The organism is Paracoccus sp. J56, from assembly GCF_019633685.1.
Lineage (GTDB): Bacteria > Pseudomonadota > Alphaproteobacteria > Rhodobacterales > Rhodobacteraceae > Paracoccus > Paracoccus kondratievae.
Genome location: NZ_JAFL01000041.1, coordinates 1 through 17,063, shown reverse-complemented (window position 1 = coordinate 17,063; position 17,063 = coordinate 1). Strand labels below are relative to the sequence as shown.

Here is a 17,063-nt window from a genome sequence, read left to right as displayed (position 1 = left end):
CATCACAGTCTTCTTCTCACCGTGCTTGGCGGCCAGCCCCGCCATCATCTTCGCGAAGATGCCTTTGTCGCTCCAACGCTTCCAGCGGTTGTAGAGCGTCTTATGTGGGCCGTACGCACTTGGTGCGTCGCGCCACCTTAAACCATTGCGATTGACGAAGATAATGCCACTCAGCACGCGTCGATCGTCAACGCGAGGTTTGCCATGGGACTTCGGGAAGAAGGGCTCCAGGCGCGCCATCTGCGCATCCGTCAGCCAGAAAAGATCAGACATGTTCACCGCTCGATTTTCGAACCGTGAATCACGCCGACAAGCGTAAATCAATGGGTCCTGACCCTAAGGCCGCTATATCGGTTGTTCCGGGGCAGAGATCCGACCTTTTGGGGGGGGCGGCGGCCCAGACCCTGATGCGTTGCAGCACTGAAAAACGGGTGCCGGGACTTGTGAAATAAGCAGGGAAAACGGGGCGATAGCGGGAGATCGCGGGAGGTTTTGGCTGTAAGTCATCCGGGACGACAGAGATAGCCTTTTCTCTGATCTGGGGTGAAGACGGTGATTTTCACCTATTGGGCGGCCCGGCTTTGGAATGGCCGGGCGTGGACCCACCCCCTATGTCTATCACTAGCAATCGAGTCGTCTTTTCGTGGAGAACTCATGTCCGGACCCCGTTTCGCCGCCTTTGCCGGCTCGTGGAGCCAACCCTCGAAAACCCGCATCCTGATCGAAGAGGCGGCCAGCCGCGCCATTGCGCGTTTTGGTGGTAGTGCGCATGTTTTCGACATTTCAGACCTTGGACCGGATTTCGGATCACTGCGCCAGCCGCAGGATGGCCCCCATCAGCACCATATCGACGAATTTCTGGCCGCTGACGCGCTGATCGTCGCAAGCCCGGTCTACAAGGGCAGCTATACCGGCCTTTTCAAACATTTCATTGACCTGATTGATCCCGCTGCGCTGGCCGGCAAGCCGGTGCTGCTGGCGGCGACCGGCGGCGGCGACCGCCATGCCCTGGTGATCGAGCATCAGCTGCGCCCGGTTTTCGGCTTTTTTGAGGCCCATACGCTGGCGACGGGGCTTTATGCCTCTTCGTCGGATTTTGGCAGCGACGGGCTGACCTCAGAGGCGGCCATTGCCCGTCTTGATCGTGCGGTCAGCCAGTTTGCCCCGCATCTGCCCCGCTTTCAAAGCGCGCCCCTGCGCGCTGTCGGTTAATCCCTGTCCGAGTGGTCCGTCATGAGCAATGCCAAGAAAAAACGTATCATCCTCAATGCCTTTGACATGACCTGCGTCAGCCATCAGGCTGCGGGGACATGGCGGCATCCTTCCAGCCAGGCGTCGCGCTATAACGATCTGGAATACTGGACCAATCTGGCCATCGAGCTTGAGCGCGGCCATTTCGACGCGCTCTTTATTGCCGATGTCGTGGGGGTCTATGACGTCTATCGCGGCTCGGCCGAAGCGGCGTTGCATGATGCGGCACAGGTGCCGGTAAACGATCCCTTTGGTGCGATTTCGGCCATGGCAGCGGTGACCAGGAACCTTGGCTTTGGCATCACCGCGGCGGTGACGTTCGAGCATCCCTATCTGCTGGCGCGCCGTCTTTCGACGCTGGACCACCTGACCAAGGGGCGCGTGGCGTGGAACGTGGTTTCCTCGTATCTCGACAGTGCGGCGCGCAATATCGGGCTGGACCGGCAGATCGCCCATGACGCCCGCTATGATCTGGCCGAAGAATATATGGAGGTCACCTACAAGCTGTGGGAAGGCAGCTGGGAAGACGGGGCTGTCCTGCGCGACAAGGAAAGCGGCGTTTTCACGGACGCAAGCAAGGTTCACCCGATCCGGCATGAGGGCGAATATTTCAAGGTGCCTGGCTTTCACCTGTCAGAACCTTCGCCGCAGCGTACCCCTGTCATCTTTCAGGCAGGTGCAAGCTCGCGCGGGCGGCAGTTCGCGGCGCGCCATGCCGAGGCGATGTTCGTGCTGGCAACCTCGCCCGAGACGGCGCGCAGGCTGACCGATGCGATCCGCGCCGAGGTGGCAGAAGCAGGGCGTGAGCCGGACGCGCTGAAGATCTTTACGCTTCTGACCGTCATCACCGGCCCGACCGACGAGGCAGCGCAGCGCAAGTATGAGGAATATCTCAGCTATGCCAGTGCCGACGGTATGCTGGCGCTTTACGGTGGCTGGACCGGGCCCGATTTTTCGTCCCTTGACCCTGATACCCCGCTGACGGCGGTCGAAAACGACAGTCTGCGCACAACGCTGGAATCTCTCGCCGCAGATGGCGAGGCCTGGACGGTGCGCGATGTGGTCCACCGCCGCGCGATTGGCGGGCTGGGGCCGGTGCTGGTCGGGGGTCCGCAGACCATCGCGGATGAGCTTGAAAAATGGGTCGATGAAGGTGGCGTGGACGGGTTCAACCTTGCCTATGCGGTAACCCCGGCCTCGACCACCGATTTCATTGACTTCGTGGTGCCGGAACTGCGCAAGCGTGGCCGGGTACAGACCCGATATGCGCCGGGCACGCTGCGTGAAAAGCTGCTTGGCGATCAGGATGGCCGGGTGCGTGACAGCCACCCCGCCGCGCATTGGCGCCAGTATTACATCGGCCGTGAAAGCGTCGCCGACGCCAGCCGGCCCACCGCATTTGATGGAAAAGAGCTGCATCGCACGGAGGCTGCGGAATGACGACCCCCGAGATTTTCTGGTTCCTGCCGACCTCGGGCGACACGCGCTATCTTGGCACTTCGGATTTCGGTCGCCCGCCGACCAGCGCCTATCTGCGCGATATCGGCACCACCGTTGACAGGCTGGGCTATGACGGCATGCTGATCCCGACCGGGGCAAGCTGTCTTGACCCTTGGGTGGTCGCGGCGGCGCTTGCGCCGGTGACGCAGCGGGTCAAACTGCTGGTCGCATTGCGTACCTCGATCAGCGGTCCGACCGTCGCGGCGCGGCAGGCGGCTGCTTTGGACGAGGCGCTGGGGGGACGGCTGCTTTTGAACGTCGTGCCGGGCGGTGACCCGCGTGAGCTTGCGGCTGACGGCGCCTTTTTCAGCCATGACGGCCGGTATGAGAATGCGGATGAGTTCCTGACCGTCTGGAAACGGCTGATGGAGGGCGAGACGGTCGATTTCCATGGCCGCCATGTCCGGGTCGAGGGCGCCAGGAACTTTCATCCCGGCCCGCAAAAGCCCTGGCCTCCGCTATATTTCGGCGGCTCGTCCGAGGCCGCGCATGAGCTTGCCGGCAAGCATGTCGATGCCTATCTGACCTGGGGCGAACCCCCGGCGGCGGTCGCGGAAAAGATCGCCGATGTGCGGGCGCGGGCGGCAAAGCATGGCCGCAAGGTTCGCTTTGGCATCCGTCTGCACGCCATCGTGCGCGAGACCGAGGCCGAGGCATGGGCCGCAGCCGATCGCCTGATCAGTCGTCTGACAGATGAGGACATCGCCCGGGCACAGGCGAACTATGCGAAAATGGATTCAGTCGGGCAGCGTCGCATGGCGGCGTTGCACGGGGGTCGCCGCGACAAGCTGGAGATTGCGCCAAATCTCTGGGCCGGGGTCGGACTGGTGCGTGGTGGTGCAGGCACGGCTCTGGTCGGCGACCCCGGCACCGTGGCAGCACGGATGCAGGAATATAAGGATCTGGGCATCGAGACCTTTGTCATGTCCGGCTATCCCCATCTGGAAGAGGCGATCCGCTTTGCCGAACTGGTCTTTCCCCTGCTTGGCAAGGATGCCGTGACCTTGCAGCGCAGCAGCCAGACCGGCGGTGCGTTTGACATTCGCGCCCGTGCCGCTTCGTGACGATCTTGTGAGAAAATCATGACCTTTCCCGTCATTGACATGCGCTGCCGCCCGGCATTCCTGCACGACTTTTTCGGCAGGACCCCGGGAACGGCGGATTACGATACCGTGCGCTGGCTTAACCGCCGTGTCGGCACTCTTGGCGATGATGAGCATTTTACCCGCTCATCCACGCCCGGGGGGTTTCTGGATGAGGTCCGCGACGCTGATCTGACCCGTGCAGTTGTCGTTGGCCGCCACACGCCCAGTCAGCATATTCCGAATGATGAGATTGCGCGTATCGTCGACCTTGATCCCGCGCGCTTGACCGGCATTGGCTCGGTCGATCCGGTCATTCAGGGCACGGATGTGGCCATTGCCGAGGCGCGTCGCGCCATCCAGACGCTTGGCCTGCGCGGTATAGATGTCGAGCCCGGCTTTGGCACCCCGCCCCGGCATCCCGACGACCCCGCCTATCTGCCCGTCTATGAATGGGCCGAGGCCGAGGGCGTCCCGATCTTTGTGATGAGCGGGCCGACCACGCCCGACCCGCGCTTTAACGATCCGGCCGGGCTTGCGGCGGTGGCGCGCAATTTTCCCAAGCTGAAAATCGGTGTCTTTCACGGCTATTGGCCGAATGTGCAGGACATCCTTGGCCTCGCATTCCGCTATGAGAACATCCATGTCATCCCTGACATGTATCTGTTTCAGGCGGGCGGCGGCGCCTATGTCGAGGCGGCGAACGGCTTTCTGGGCGATCAGCTGCTGTTCGGCTCGTCCTATCCCTTCCGGCCGATCCGTCAGAGCATTCAGGACGCTGTCCGGCTGGGACTGCGCGAGGATGTCCTGCCGCGCTTTTTCCACGATAATGCCGTAAGGTTGCTTGGCCTCGGCCCGGCCTGACGCGAAGGAGCCCAGATGACTGCGACATCTTTCGATCGACTTGATGCCCGTATCCGCGCGGCGATTGCCGAAATCGCCGCCGGTCGGCTGGTCATCGTCACCGATGATGAGGACCGCGAGAATGAGGGCGACCTGATCGGTGCGGCCTCGGCCATCGGGGTGCGCGAAGTGGCCTTTATGGTCCGGCACACGACCGGCATTCTTTGCGCGGCCATGGACCCGGCGCGTTGTGCGGCGTTTGATCTGCCGCCGATGGCACAGGGCAATCAGGACCCGAACGGCACCGCCTATACTGTCAGTTGCGATGCGGCGGCCTGCGGCACCGGTGTTTCGGCCGAGGACCGCCTGCTGACCCTGCGCACCCTTGCCGGTCGTCCCGATCCGGCGGCCTTGCGCCGCCCCGGCCATATGTTCCCCCTGCGCGCCCGCCCCGAAGGCGTTCTGGCCCGACCCGGCCATACCGAAGCCGCGTGGGAACTGGTGACCCATGCCGGCCTGCCCGGTGTTGGCGTTCTGGCCGAACTGGTCAATGATGACGGCAGCATGATGCGCGGCCGGGCACTTGAAGAGTTCGCACAGCGCCATAATCTACCCATTCTTGCGATCACCGAACTTGTCGCATGGCGTCGTGCCCTGGCGGCCGAGGCCCCGCGGATCGCCGAGGTGGCATGAGCGCGCCTGCCAATAACCCCGCTGAAACTCCGGTCGTTGCCATTATCGGCGGCGGCTTTACCGGGGCCAGTGTCGCCTGGCATCTGGCCCGTGCCGTGACGGCCCCGGCACAGATCGTGGTGATTGAGCCGCGTCCGAAACTGGGGCAGGGGCTGGCCTATTCGACCGCCGATCCCAGCCATCGCATCAACGTTCCCGCCGCGCGCATGACCATGGATTGCGCGGATGAGGGCGGTTTGCAGAAATGGATCGAGGCAGCGCGCCCCGATCTTTCGCCGGGCACCGAGGCCGAGGGCGGCGGGCTTTTCCCGCAGCGCGGACTGGTGGCCGACTATGTCAGCGACAACCTTGCGCCGCTGCTGGCTTCTGGGCAGGTGCGGCATGTGCAAAGCGTCGCGACCTGGGTCCATCGCGGCGAGCGTTTTTGCATCTTTTGCCAGGACGGCACCGAGCTTGAGGCCGATCTGCTGGTGATCGCATCGGGTCATCCGCCGCCCGGCATCCCTCAGGCGTTTCGCGATCTGGAGGGCTCGCCCCGGCTGATCGCCGACAGCGCGCAGGCGGGGCGGATATCACAAGTCGCAGCAGAGGATGGCGAGGTGCTGGTGGTCGGCACCGGACTGACCGCCGCTGACGTGATCGCAAGTCTTGACCGGCAGGGCTTTCAGGGTCGCATCACGGCGCTATCGCGGCGTGGGTTGCGTTCGCGCGGTCATGTTTTCGGCTACCCCGAGTCGCCCTCGGACTTCGCAACCCGGCCTGCCCGCAGCGCGCTTGAACTGCTGCGCAATATCCGCGCCGCCGTGCGTCTTGATATCGGGGCCGGGCTGCCCTGGCAGGCGACGCTTGACAATGTGCGCCGGGACGGACCCGCGATCTGGGCGGCGCTGGATCTTGCCCAACGCGCGCGGCTGCTGAAAAAGCTGCGGGTCTGGTGGGACGTTCATCGGTTTCGCATAGCGCCGCAGGTCGCCGGGGTTCTGGACCGGCTGATCGACCATTCGCGGTTGCGCATCCTTGCCGCCCGGCTGCAGTCGGCGCAGCAGGATGACACCGGCCTTTGGGTCGAATGGCGTACCCGGGGCGGCAAGACCGGGCGCGGGCGTTTCGACAGGGTGATCCTTGCCACCGGCCCGGCACATGACAGCATCTTGCATAGCTCGCCTGTCCTTGCCTCGCTGGCAGATGCCGGGCTGGTCAGGCCGGATGCCCTGCGGTTGGGGCTTGACGTGACTGAGGGGTGCCTTGCAGTCGGCAGCAACGGCCAGCCGACGCCCGGCATCCTTGTGGCTGGTCCGCTTGCACGCAGCCATGTGGGCGAGTTGATGGGCGTGCCCGAAGTGACCGCCCATGCCGAGCTGGTTGCCGCGCGTCTGGCCGCAAGTCTTGCCCGCGCTGAGCGCAGCTTGCAGGACGCCGACCTCTGATCCTCTGACCGCCATCTTGCGCATTACAGCCCCTGCCATGCAGTCGCATGGTGGGGCTTGTCACGTTTTGCAGACCGCAACCGGGCATAGAATTATTTTCTTCATCCAGCACGAGATTTGGAACCCAAAAACTCGACTAACATGATAGATATTTACTGGAAGGAGAAAGCCCATGATTCGCACATTACTTCTCCCCGGTCTTGACGGTTCGCCTGCGCCGCATTGGCAACACTGGTGGGCACAAACCGATCCGAATTCGGTGATGGTCGAGCAGGCCTCGTGGTCACGACCCTCGCCCGACCAATGGCTGACCGAGATCGCCGGCGCTTTGCTGGCGCATCCCGGCGCGGTTCTTGTCGGCCATTCGCTGGGGGCGATCGCGGCGGTCAAGCTGCTGTTGCAATGGCCGCAGCTCAAGGTTGGCGGGGCGCTGCTTGTCGCCCCGGCCGAGCCCGGCCGCGATCCGCGCACTGCGGTCTTTGGCAAGATCCCCGAAGCACCGCTACCGGTGCCGACCATCGTGGTTGCCAGCCGCAACGACAGCTGGATGGAGTTCGACCGCGCGCGCGATCTGGCGCGGGTGTGGAGGGCGTCTTTTGTCGATCTGGGCGCGGCGGGGCATATCAACGTCGCCTCGGGTTATGGGCCCTGGCCTCAGGGTCGCCTGCTGCGCGCGCTTTTGCCCGAGGTCGCGACCGAGACGATTGCGAAACAGATGCCGCCCCGGCCCGTGCCGGTGCCGCAAGGCTGGCTGAAACAGCCGGCGCTGCAGGTTTGACGCCCCCCAAAGCAGATCGAAAGGACCGACCGATGTATGGCACCGCTTACGACCCGGGGTTCATCGCCTTTCTTTCCCAGGAAGGTGAAGTGCTGTCCGACCGCGAAGAAAGCCGGCTGGGCCAGGCGCTCGCCGTGTTCTGGGCTTTGGTCTTTCTTTGTCTGATGGTGATGTGATGGACGGTCAATTCTTGCAGGACGGCAGCCGTCATATTCTTATCATCGGCGGCGGCGCCAGCGGTGTGCTGGCCGCCGCCCATCTGTTGCGCAACAATCCCGCGCTGCGCATCAGCATGATCGAAAAATCCCGCACTCTGGGTTGCGGCATCGCCTATTCGACCGACAATCCCAATCACCTGCTGAACACGCGCGTTCATAACATGAGCGCCTTTCCCGACGACCCCGAGCATTTTCTGCGCTGGCTGCATGACGCAGGCGCCGCACCTGAGGCTACGCCGGATTGTTTCGTTGGTCGCTCGACTTACGGGCGCTACCTCGAAAGCCTTTTGGCGACATGGGGCCGGGACCGGCTGACCTGCCGCCGTCAGGAATGCCTGCGCCTGGAAGAGGGGCCGGGCAGCGTGCGTGCCGTGCTGGACGATGGCAGCACCATTACCGGCCACCTCGCCATTCTGGCCACCGGCCATGCCGTGCCCCAGCACCCGCCACAAGGGATGCGCGGTGGCTGGGACTTTACCCCTCCGGCCAGTGCGGACACCGATGTCGTAATCGTCGGCACCGGGCTGTCGATGGTCGATCATGTCGTATCTCTGCTGGGGCGCGGGCATCGCGGGCGCATCACCTGCCTGTCGCGCCGCGGGCTTTTGCCGCGCGCTCATGCCACAAGTCACGCCGCGCCCATCGCGACGGATGAGATCCCGCTGGGCGCCCCGGTCAGCCAGGTACTGCGCTGGCTGCGCGCGCGCATTCGCGCGATCGGGGCCGAGGGCCTTGGCTGGCGTGATGTGCTGGACGGGCTGCGCCCCCATGTCAGTGCAATCTGGCAAAGCTGGGACGAAGATAGCCGCCGCCGCTTTCTGCGTCATGGCGCCTCGTGGTGGGAGGTTCATCGCCACCGCATGCCGCCCCAGTCCGCGGCGCTGATCGGAGCAGCGCGAGAGCGCGGCCAGTTGCAGGTCCTGAAAGCGCGCTTCCGTCAGATGACGCCCGAGGGGGTCGAGGTCCTGACTGCCGGGGGGCCGCGTCTGCTGCCTGCGGGTCATGCCATCGACTGCCGTGGCATCCGCCGCGACCCCGAGACTGACAGTGCCCCGGTTGTGCAAGAGCTGATCACCAGCGGACGGGGGCGGCTTGATGCGCTTCGACTCGGGCTGGACACGACGCGTGATGCGCGGCTGATCGCGCGTGACGGCACCGTGTCGCAGCGGGTTTTCGCCATCGGCCCCTGTGCCCGCGCTGCGCTGTGGGAAATCACGGCGATCCCCGACATTCGGGTGCAATGCGCGCGGCTGGCGGATCTGTTTGACCGGCTGCCCGAGACCGTGGGCTAAAGCACGCAGGGCCATGATGCCTGCCATTGCCAAGCAAAGGACAAAAGCCCAGAGCCCTGCCGCTGACCCTTGGGTGCGGCAGGGCATCGCCATTCTGGCACAGGCTACAGCCGCCGGGACAGGGCGCTGCGCAGCAGGCTCTTGCCTTCGCGCAGGGGCAGGCACAGGGCAGAGGGGATCGTGCCAGGTCGCAATTGTTCAGCGATCAGCGCCATCTGCTGGCGGGAGTTCAGTCCTGACCAATCCTGCGGCAAAAGCAGGACCCGCAGCCGTTGCAGGCGCGCGCGGTCGTTCGACCAGATCGCATACCAGCGTGGCCCGGCGCGGCGAATGTTCCAGTCCGGCTCCGGTAAAAGAAGAGCGTCGGGCATTACCGGCCCGGAGCGGCTGGTTGTCAGAAAGAAAAGGCGGTCGATCAGGGTATCAGGGGGTTGCACCATGGCGGGCGCCTCCGCCGGGCGAATTGACCGGTTCGACCTCGGCGCGCCACAGCTGCCGGTTCCGGCCCCGCATGAAATCCGCCACCGTCGAACGCGGCGAATGGGTCAGGATGCTCAGCGGGATGCCGTTCACACTAGGCACCTCACCCGTCCTGCGGTCGATGAGGCGCACAGAAAACAGCTGCTCCCCTTCGGCCCTGTTTTCGGCTCCGTCGGTGGCGATGAACTGGTTCATGTGCATGTTCTCCCGTTCGCAGATTCGTTCAGGGTGTCATTGCTGCAGGGAAGTATAATACACGATTGAACAGATCGGCAATATAGTTATTCTAGCGCCTGTCGAAGAAGCCGATTCCCCGGACGCGAAAAGGGCGAAAACAGAAATGCCGGATCTGGACCTGATCGACCGCAAGATTGTTGCGGAACTGATGCATGATGCGACCCTGCCGATATCGCAGATCGCCGAAAAGGTGGGCCTGTCCCAGACGCCCTGCTGGAAGCGGATCCAGAAGCTTGAGGCGCAGGGCGTCCTGACCGGGCGGGTGGCGCTGGCCGATCCGGCCAAGCTTGGCTTCGGCATACTGGTCTTTGTCGAGATCGAGGCCCCCAACCACTCGATGGAATGGCGCGAGGAATTCACCCGTGCCACGTCAAGCCTGCCCGAGATCATGGAGGTTTATCGTATGGCCGGGCGCATGGATTACATGCTGCGCGTGGCGGTGCCGGACATGGCGGCCTTTGATCAGTTCTACAAACGGCTGACGGATGCGGTACCGATCAAGAACGTCACCTCGCATTTCGCGATGGAGCGTATCCGCTTCAGCACCGCCTATCCGGTTGATACCCGCAACCGCTAGAAGGCGATCACGCGGTTCCGCGTTCGGATCGTGCCCAGCGATAGCCGACGCCCGGCTCGGTCAGGATCAGTTCCGGCCGGGCCGGGTCGCGTTCAAGCTTTTGACGCAACTGGCCGATAAAGACGCGCAGATAGGGCACGTCATCGACATGGGCCGGCCCCCATACCAGTTGCAAAAGCTTGCGATGGGTCATCACCCGCCCGGCATTACCGGCCAGCGCCGCAAGCAGGTCGAACTCTTTGGGCGTCAGTCGCAGCAGCTCGCCATCGCGGCTGACCTGATGGGCGGTAAGGTCGATCAGCAGCCCGTCCTGACTGATCACCTCGGTGCGGGCGGTGCGGCGCGGACGCAGGCAGGCGCGCATCCGCGCCAGCAGCTCGCCGATGCCAAAGGGCTTGGGCACGAAATCATCCGCACCTAGATCCAGCGCCATGATCTTTTCCATTTCCTGATCATGGGCCGACAGCACGATAACCGGCAGGTCCAGGCGCAGCCGCAGCCGCTCGATCACCTCTTTGCCGTTCATGTCGGGCAGGCCTAGGTCAAGGATCATCAGATCGGGCTCTTGCGCCATGGCCTGGGCCAGCGCCTCGGTCCCCGAACCGGCAAGGCAGATGTCATAGCCCGCTGCAACCAGCGCATGGCCAAGAAAGCGCTGGATCTGCGGCTCATCATCGACGACGAGGATAAGCTGACGTTCCCTCATGCGGCGGCCTCCGGGATTGGCAGGCGCAGCGCAAGTTTTGCGCCCGCGCCATCGCGGGACGCAGTCAGCCGCCCCCCCAGCGTCCGGGCAATGCCCTTGCAGATCGGCAGCCCCAACCCGGCCCCCGCAGGGGCGCCGGTCAGCCCGTCCTGACCCAGCCAGTTTGCGACCGCAGGCGGCAGGCCGGGGCCATGGTCCAGAACGGCAAGGACCAGCTCATCTCCATCGACCGTGCCGGTGACGCGGATCGGGCCGGGGGCATATTTCACCGCGTTTTCAACAAGGTTAAAGACTGATTGCTCAAGCAAACCCGCCTCGGCCCTTATCATGGGCAGATCGCCGGTCTCGGCAAGGATCTGGGCATCGGGCCATGCACGGCGGGCGCGGGCCACCGCCGCCTGCGCAGCATCGCCCGCATCGACCCAGGTCATCTGCGCTGCAATCCCGGCGTTAAGCCGGGTAAGCTGCAGCAGCTTTTCGACATAGCGGGCCAGCCGTTCGGCCTCTTCCTCGATTGCTGCCAACAGATCGGCCTGCGAGTCGGGCGGCAAGGTCACGCCCAATTCGCGCAGGGTCGTGACCGCGCCAAGGATCGTTGCCAAGGGCGTACGCAGGTCATGAGACAGCGAGGCAAGCAAGGCTGCCCGCGTTTCTTCGGCGGCCGCGCGGCGGCGCTCGGCCTCGGCGGCCTGGGCCAGGGAAAGGCGGTGCAGGGCCTGTTCGGCCTGACGCAGCATGACTTCGATCGTGCGTTCGCGCAGGTCGCGGTCACGGCGGTCGGGTGCCAGCCGGGCGTGGCCCAACACCGGGCCGGGGCTGCCTTCCACCTGTAAAGGATAAAAGCTGAGGCGCTGCCCATTCCAGCCCTGAGCGGGGGCCAGCTCGGCACGGCCATGGCGAAAGGCAATGTCCGCGGCATCAAGTTCGCGCGGTTCGGGGGCATAGCCTTCTGGCAACGCGGCGATCAGATGCAGCCCATTGCCCTGCGGAGCAAGAGCGACCGCCGGTCCTTCGGACAGACGGTTGAGATGGCGCAGCACGATCCGCGTCACCTCGGCGGGCCCGGTCACGGCGGCAAGTTCGGCGCTTGCCTGTGACAGCATCTCCAGTGCTGCGGCACGGGTCTTGGCGGCCTCGACCTGTTCGCGCAGCCGTCCCGCCAGCAGCCCGGTCAGGCTGGCCGCCAGCAGGAACACAGCCACGGTCACCAGATCATGCGGGCGAGAGATGTGCAGCGTGAAATGCGGCTCGACGAACAGAAAGTTAAAAGCGGCGATGGCGCCAAGGGCACTGGCAATTCCGACCCAGAAGCCAAAGGCGGCGGCATTGATCAGAACCGCGGTCAGAAACAGCAGGATCGAGACATTCTCGGGCAGAAACTCGCGCAGCTGCCCCGCCGCCAAGGCCACCAGCGCCAACAAAAGCGCCGCCCCCAGCACTCCGCCGGGGCGCGGCGTGGTCATCCAGCGACGGTCGTCGGGGGGCAGGCGGGGCGGCTCAAAACTTTCCATGGCAGGATCTGGCGCGAGGGCCGGGCGCTTGTCCATGGTCTTTATGGAATCCTTACGCGCCGGGCAATCTTCCCTGTCGATCCCTTACGCCGCTTTGCGCCACCTTGCGCGCTCGGGCCGGACGACTTCCGGTGCAATAAGGCGAAACCATGGCAAGTGTGGATACCCAAATCGCTGACACCCAGCCGCGTCGAGCGGGGATGATGTCGCTGTCTCTGGCGGCTCTTGGCGTTGTTTACGGCGATATCGGGACGTCGCCCCTTTATGCCTTTCGCGAGGCAATGGCAGCGGCAGGCGCCACCCATGGGGGCGTTGCGCGTGAAGATGTGCTGGGTCTTTTGTCGCTGATCCTCTGGACACTTCTGCTGATCGTGACGGCGAAATATGTGCTGATCCTGCTGCGCGCTGATAACGAGGGCGAGGGCGGCACACTGTCGCTGCTGGCGCTGGCACAGCGCGCCATGGGACGGCCGAACCGGCTGATTCTGGTCCTTGGCCTGATCGGAGCGGCGCTGTTTTACGGCGATGCAACGATTACGCCCGCGATCTCGGTCCTGTCGGCGATCGAGGGGCTTAAGCTCGTCACGCCGGGCGTTGATCCTTACATCCAGCCCATGGCCATCGCCATCATCATCGGTCTGTTTCTGGTGCAAAGCCACGGCACACAGGCGGTGGCGCGCTGGTTCGGGCCGATCATGCTGATCTGGTTCATGGTCATGGCGGCAGCGGGGCTGAACTGGACCATCCGTAATCCGGATGTGCTTGCCGCGCTGAACCCCATACATGCGCTGAATTTCGTTCTTGGTAACGGCCGTCTTGGCCTGATCGTTCTGGGCGCGGCCTTTCTGGCCGTGACCGGGGCCGAGGCGCTTTATGCCGACATGGGCCATTTTGGCCGCAAACCCATTCAGCTTGCTTGGTTGTTCGTGGCTTTTCCGGCGCTGGCGCTGACCTATTTCGGGCAGGGTGCGCTGGTGCTCAGCAACCCCGCCGCGATGGTGAACCCGTTTTTTCACCTCTTTCCCGGCTGGGCGCTGTTGCCGGTGGTGATCCTGGCCACGATGGCTACGATCATCGCCAGTCAGGCAGTTATTACCGGCGCCTATTCGCTGACCCGTCAGGCGGTGCAGCTGCGTATGCTGCCGCGCATGAAAATCCGCCACACCTCGGACGAACATGAGGGCCAGATCTTTGTGCCGGGCGTCAATCTGTGGCTGATGATTGCCGTGCTGGCGCTGGTGATGACCTTTGGCAATTCGTCGGGCCTTGCCTCGGCCTATGGTATCAGCGTGACCGGGGCCATGGTGGTCACGGCGATCCTGGCCATGGTCGTGGCGCGCAAGCACTGGGGCCTGCCGCTCTGGGCGTCCATCGGCATGATGCTGCCCTTTCTGGTGCTGGACCTGACCTTTCTGGGTGCGAACCTGATCAAGATCAGCGACGGTGGCTATGTGTCGCTTGGCATTGCCGCGACCATGCTGATCCTGATGACAAGCTGGATGCGCGGCACCGCCATTGTGCTGGCCAAGGATCGTGAGGCCGAGCTGCCGATGGCCAGCCTGCTTGAGCAGGTGAACAGGTCAGGCTCGATTGCCACGGTGCCGGGGACGGCGGTGTTTCTGACTTCGACCCCCGATCTTGCACCTTCGGCGCTGCTTCATAGCCTGAAGCATTTCAAATCGCTGCACGAGCAGAACGTGATCCTGACGATCACAACGGCCGAGGTCCCCCGGGTGGCACAGACAGAGCGCGTGCGTATTGAGGAAATTGATGAGCGTTTCCGCCGCGTCGAGCTGATCTATGGCTATGCCGAGGAGCCGGATGTCCCGCGCGCCCTGCTGCAATGTCGCCGTCAGGGGTGGAAGTTCGACATTATGGCAACCTCTTTCATCCTGTCGCGCAAGCGCTTGCGCATTGCCACCCGCAGCCGCATGCCGGGCTGGCAGGGGCGGCTGTTCATCACGCTGTCGCGCAACGCTGCCGGGGCCTCGGACTATTTCCGTATCCCCGCCGGGCGGGTGGTCGAGATCGGTGCCCAGATGAATATCTAGGTGCATGCCCGCGGCGGGGCGGACCTGCCGCGGGCCTCAGCTATCGGGAAAGCCGCGAAAGCTGGTATAGGCAGGCAGGTCCTCGCGCGCAGTGCGCACCTGGTTTTCGGGTGCCTCGTGATCGGGAAAACCCAGCGCGATGCCGCAGACGACCATTTCCTCGGCTGCCAAATCCAGCAGCTGATGCACGGTCGGGCCGTAATTTGCCAATGCACCGATGCCGGTTGCGCCCAGTCCGCGCGCCTCAGCCGCGAGCAGAAATCCCATCAGGCACATGCCCAAATCCATGAAACAGCCCGCACCCATCCGGCGGTCAATGGTGACGACCACCCCGACCGGAGCGCCGAAAAAGGCATAGTTGCGGCGGAATTGCTGCCGTCGTCCCTCAAGGTCGCGTCGCGCGATACCCAGCGCCTGATACAGCGCATAACCTGCCGCGCGCTGGCGTTCGCGCAACTCGGGCGGCATCGGTTCGGGGAACCATGAATATTCCGTGGCCTCGGGCACGCCAGCCCCGATCGCCGCGTCGATCCCGGAGATCAGATTACGCAAAGGGGTGCCGGTCAGGACGTGAAAGCGACCGGGTTGCAGGTTGGCCCCGCTGGGGGCCGTGCGCGCAAGGCGGCAGATCTCTTCAATCTCGGCGCGCGGGACCGGCTTGTCGAGATAGGCCCGGATCGAGCGCCGGCGTCGCATAAGAGAGCCGAAGTCCTGAACCATTCCCGTCCTGCCCTTGTCATGGGTGATGCGGGCGCAACCTGTCGGAAGCGCCGGTGCGGGTCAAGTCGCCGCCCGGTCTTGCCTTTTACTGCCAGAGCGGTTTTCAGCCTTGTTCAACGATGCCCGTGACAAGGGGATACCGATGCGATTGCTTGCCAATACCGGCTTTCTGTTCGCCGACCTGCCGTTTCCCGAACGTCTTGCAGCCGCCTCGGCCGCAGGTTTCGACGGGGTCGAGTTCCATGACGAGGTCCAGCGTCACGATGCCTCTGGAATCGCTGCGGCGCTGGATGAACTGGGGCTTACGGTCGGCGGGCTGAATATCCGCATGGGTGACAGTTTCGGCTGTGCTGCTTTGCCGGGGCATGAGGCTGACTTTATTGCCGATCTGACGGCTGCCCATGTTGCGGCCGTGGCGGTCGGGGCGGGGGCGATACACGTTCTTGCCGGGCGCGGCGCGGGTGACGAAGCGGTCTTTCGCGCCAACCTGCGCCGCGCCCTTGATGCCACCGACCGGCTGATCCTGATCGAGCCGATCTGCGCCGAGGCGGTCCCCGGCTATCACCTGTCACGGCTGGATCACGGACTGGAGCTTGCCGACCTGTTCGGGCCACGCGTCCGGGTCATGTTCGACTGGTTCCATGCCGCGACCGAACTGGGTCCCCAGAACGCCGCCGAGGCGCTGGCCCGCCACACGGCCTTGATAGGCCATGTGCAGGCGGCGTCATGCCCCGGTCGCAACGAGCCCGAGCCTGAGGTCCTGCACCGCTTTGCCGATACGGGTTGTACGGCGGCAGGGCTGGAGTATCGACCGCTGATCACGCCGGCTGACCATCTGGCGCGCCTGCGTGCCGCGGGTATCTGACCCACCCGGGGGCAGCACTTTTTTGCGTGGGCATCGCTTTGGTCGCGAGCGGGCGGCGTAATGATCATGGGCCATGCGCAAAGTGATGCGTGGTATGCATGGTCCCGGCCGCAGCCTGACCCGTGCTAAACCAGTCATAGCCCGGAATGGAAACCCCCGCCCGGGTGCGATCCGGGCCGGGCGGGGGCGGGGTTGGCAGGCCGCTACTCGATCTCGATCATGAGATCTTTTGCGTCGATCTGTTCGCCTGGCCGGACGTGAAGAGCTTTCACCACTCCGGCGCGGTCGGCGTGGATGGCGGTTTCCATCTTCATGGCCTCGATGGTCAGCAGCAGGTCGCCGGGGTTGACCTTTTGCCCCTGGGTGACCGCGACCGAGGCGACGACGCCGGGCATCGGGGCGCCGAGATGGCCCTCGTTCGCCGGGTCGGCCTTGGGTCGCGAGGTGGTCTGCGATTTGACCAGACGGTTCGGCACCCGGATTACCCGGGGCTGGCCGTTCAGTTCGAAAAAGACTTTGACTTCGCCCTGTTCGTCAGTCTCGCCAATGGCTTGCAGGCGGATTTCCAGCGTCTTGCCGGGATCGATCTCGGCCTCGATCTCTTCGCCGGGTTCCATCCCATAGAAGAAGGTCCGCGTCGGCAGGGCCCGCACCGGGCCGTATTGCCGGTGACGGCCCATGTAGTCGAGAAAGACCTTGGGATACATCAGGTAACCGTTCAGGTCCTCATCATCGACATGCTTGCCCTCTAGCTGACGGCTCAGATCGGCGCGCGTCGCCTCCAGATCCACGGGCGGCATCGCCGCGCCCGGGCGGGCGGTCAGCGGGGCCT

At 64.2% G+C, this 17,063-nt stretch carries 19 protein-coding genes; 12 read left to right on the top strand and 7 right to left on the bottom strand.

Annotated elements, in window-relative coordinates:
* Positions 1-273, bottom strand: a 273-nt coding sequence (locus tag M511_RS17830) for a transposase (protein WP_139824623.1), incomplete at its 3' end; no start/stop codon positions are given.
* Between the two features lie 381 nt (positions 274-654).
* On the opposite strand from M511_RS17830, the gene M511_RS17825 reads away from it, so the two are divergent.
* The 9 genes from M511_RS17825 to M511_RS17785 all read left to right on the top strand — a co-directional run bounded on the left by M511_RS17825 (position 655) and on the right by M511_RS17785 (position 9,084).
* On the top strand, positions 655-1,212 hold the full coding sequence (locus tag M511_RS17825; protein ID WP_010398951.1) for an NAD(P)H-dependent oxidoreductase: 558 nt from the start codon (positions 655-657) through the stop codon (positions 1,210-1,212).
* 21 nt (positions 1,213-1,233) lie between these two features.
* Positions 1,234-2,691: an LLM class flavin-dependent oxidoreductase gene (locus M511_RS17820; protein ID WP_085503067.1), complete on the top strand. Its 1,458-nt coding sequence runs from the start codon at positions 1,234-1,236 to the stop codon at positions 2,689-2,691.
* Positions 2,688-3,815 carry an FMNH2-dependent alkanesulfonate monooxygenase gene (gene ssuD / locus M511_RS17815; protein WP_085503065.1) on the top strand — a complete coding sequence of 376 codons (1,128 nt, stop codon included), beginning with the start codon at positions 2,688-2,690 and terminating at the stop codon, positions 3,813-3,815. Before M511_RS17820 ends, ssuD begins: the two co-directional genes overlap by 4 nt.
* Positions 3,816-3,833: 18 nt before the next feature.
* Complete coding sequence (locus tag M511_RS17810; protein WP_085503064.1) at positions 3,834-4,697, top strand: amidohydrolase family protein; 864 nt, start codon at positions 3,834-3,836, stop codon at positions 4,695-4,697.
* Between the two features lie 15 nt (positions 4,698-4,712).
* Positions 4,713-5,369 carry a 3,4-dihydroxy-2-butanone-4-phosphate synthase gene (gene ribB / locus M511_RS17805; protein ID WP_085503062.1) on the top strand — a complete coding sequence of 219 codons (657 nt, stop codon included), beginning with the start codon at positions 4,713-4,715 and terminating at the stop codon, positions 5,367-5,369.
* Positions 5,366-6,796 carry an FAD/NAD(P)-binding protein gene (locus M511_RS17800; protein ID WP_085503059.1) on the top strand — a complete coding sequence of 477 codons (1,431 nt, stop codon included), beginning with the start codon at positions 5,366-5,368 and terminating at the stop codon, positions 6,794-6,796. Before ribB ends, M511_RS17800 begins: the two co-directional genes overlap by 4 nt.
* Before the next feature lie 172 nt (positions 6,797-6,968).
* The gene (locus M511_RS17795) at positions 6,969-7,574 is read left to right on the top strand and encodes an RBBP9/YdeN family alpha/beta hydrolase (protein ID WP_010398940.1); all 606 of its coding nucleotides are present in this window, start codon (positions 6,969-6,971) and stop codon (positions 7,572-7,574) included.
* Between the two features lie 32 nt (positions 7,575-7,606).
* Positions 7,607-7,750 (top strand): hypothetical protein, encoded by a 144-nt coding sequence (locus M511_RS17790; protein WP_010398937.1) that lies wholly within the window; start codon positions 7,607-7,609, stop codon positions 7,748-7,750.
* The gene (locus M511_RS17785) at positions 7,750-9,084 is read left to right on the top strand and encodes an FAD/NAD(P)-binding protein (protein WP_085503057.1); all 1,335 of its coding nucleotides are present in this window, start codon (positions 7,750-7,752) and stop codon (positions 9,082-9,084) included. Before M511_RS17790 ends, M511_RS17785 begins: the two co-directional genes overlap by 1 nt.
* Before the next feature lie 104 nt (positions 9,085-9,188).
* Here the strand turns inward: M511_RS17785 and M511_RS17780 are convergent, their stop codons facing one another.
* Both M511_RS17780 and M511_RS17775 read right to left on the bottom strand, forming a co-directional pair.
* On the bottom strand, positions 9,189-9,524 hold the full coding sequence (locus M511_RS17780; RefSeq protein WP_010398933.1) for a hypothetical protein: 336 nt from the start codon (positions 9,522-9,524) through the stop codon (positions 9,189-9,191).
* A complete protein-coding gene (locus tag M511_RS17775) occupies positions 9,508-9,759 on the bottom strand; it encodes a hypothetical protein (protein ID WP_085503055.1) in 252 nt (83 codons plus the stop codon). The genes M511_RS17780 and M511_RS17775 overlap by 17 nt, the downstream gene beginning before the upstream one ends.
* 145 nt (positions 9,760-9,904) lie before the next feature.
* On the opposite strand from M511_RS17775, the gene M511_RS17770 reads away from it, so the two are divergent.
* On the top strand, positions 9,905-10,378 hold the full coding sequence (locus tag M511_RS17770; RefSeq protein WP_010398928.1) for an Lrp/AsnC family transcriptional regulator: 474 nt from the start codon (positions 9,905-9,907) through the stop codon (positions 10,376-10,378).
* A gap of 7 nt (positions 10,379-10,385) precedes the next feature.
* Here M511_RS17770 and M511_RS17765 read toward each other — a convergent pair whose 3' ends face one another.
* Together M511_RS17765 and M511_RS17760 are read right to left on the bottom strand one after the other, a co-directional pair.
* Positions 10,386-11,084 carry a response regulator gene (locus tag M511_RS17765; RefSeq protein WP_085503053.1) on the bottom strand — a complete coding sequence of 233 codons (699 nt, stop codon included), beginning with the start codon at positions 11,082-11,084 and terminating at the stop codon, positions 10,386-10,388.
* Positions 11,081-12,631: a DUF4118 domain-containing protein gene (locus M511_RS17760; protein WP_085503051.1), complete on the bottom strand. Its 1,551-nt coding sequence runs from the start codon at positions 12,629-12,631 to the stop codon at positions 11,081-11,083. The genes M511_RS17765 and M511_RS17760 overlap by 4 nt, the downstream gene beginning before the upstream one ends.
* Positions 12,632-12,744: 113 nt before the next feature.
* Here M511_RS17760 and M511_RS17755 point away from each other — a divergent pair, with 113 nt between their 5' ends.
* Positions 12,745-14,646, top strand: coding sequence for a potassium transporter Kup (locus M511_RS17755; RefSeq protein ID WP_227493487.1), 1,902 nt, complete (start codon positions 12,745-12,747; stop codon positions 14,644-14,646).
* A 36-nt stretch (positions 14,647-14,682) separates the two neighbouring features.
* Here M511_RS17755 and M511_RS17750 read toward each other — a convergent pair whose 3' ends face one another.
* Positions 14,683-15,366, bottom strand: a complete 684-nt coding sequence (locus tag M511_RS17750) for a nitroreductase (RefSeq protein WP_010398917.1) — start codon at positions 15,364-15,366, stop codon at positions 14,683-14,685.
* A gap of 142 nt (positions 15,367-15,508) precedes the next feature.
* Between M511_RS17750 and M511_RS17745 the strand changes: the two genes are divergently transcribed.
* A complete protein-coding gene (locus M511_RS17745; RefSeq protein ID WP_010398914.1) occupies positions 15,509-16,231 on the top strand; it encodes a TIM barrel protein in 723 nt (240 codons plus the stop codon).
* Positions 16,232-16,434: 203 nt separating this feature from the next.
* Here the strand turns inward: M511_RS17745 and M511_RS17740 are convergent.
* A partial coding sequence (locus M511_RS17740) for a biotin/lipoyl-containing protein (RefSeq protein ID WP_139824628.1) occupies positions 16,435-17,063 on the bottom strand: 629 nt, incomplete at its 5' end.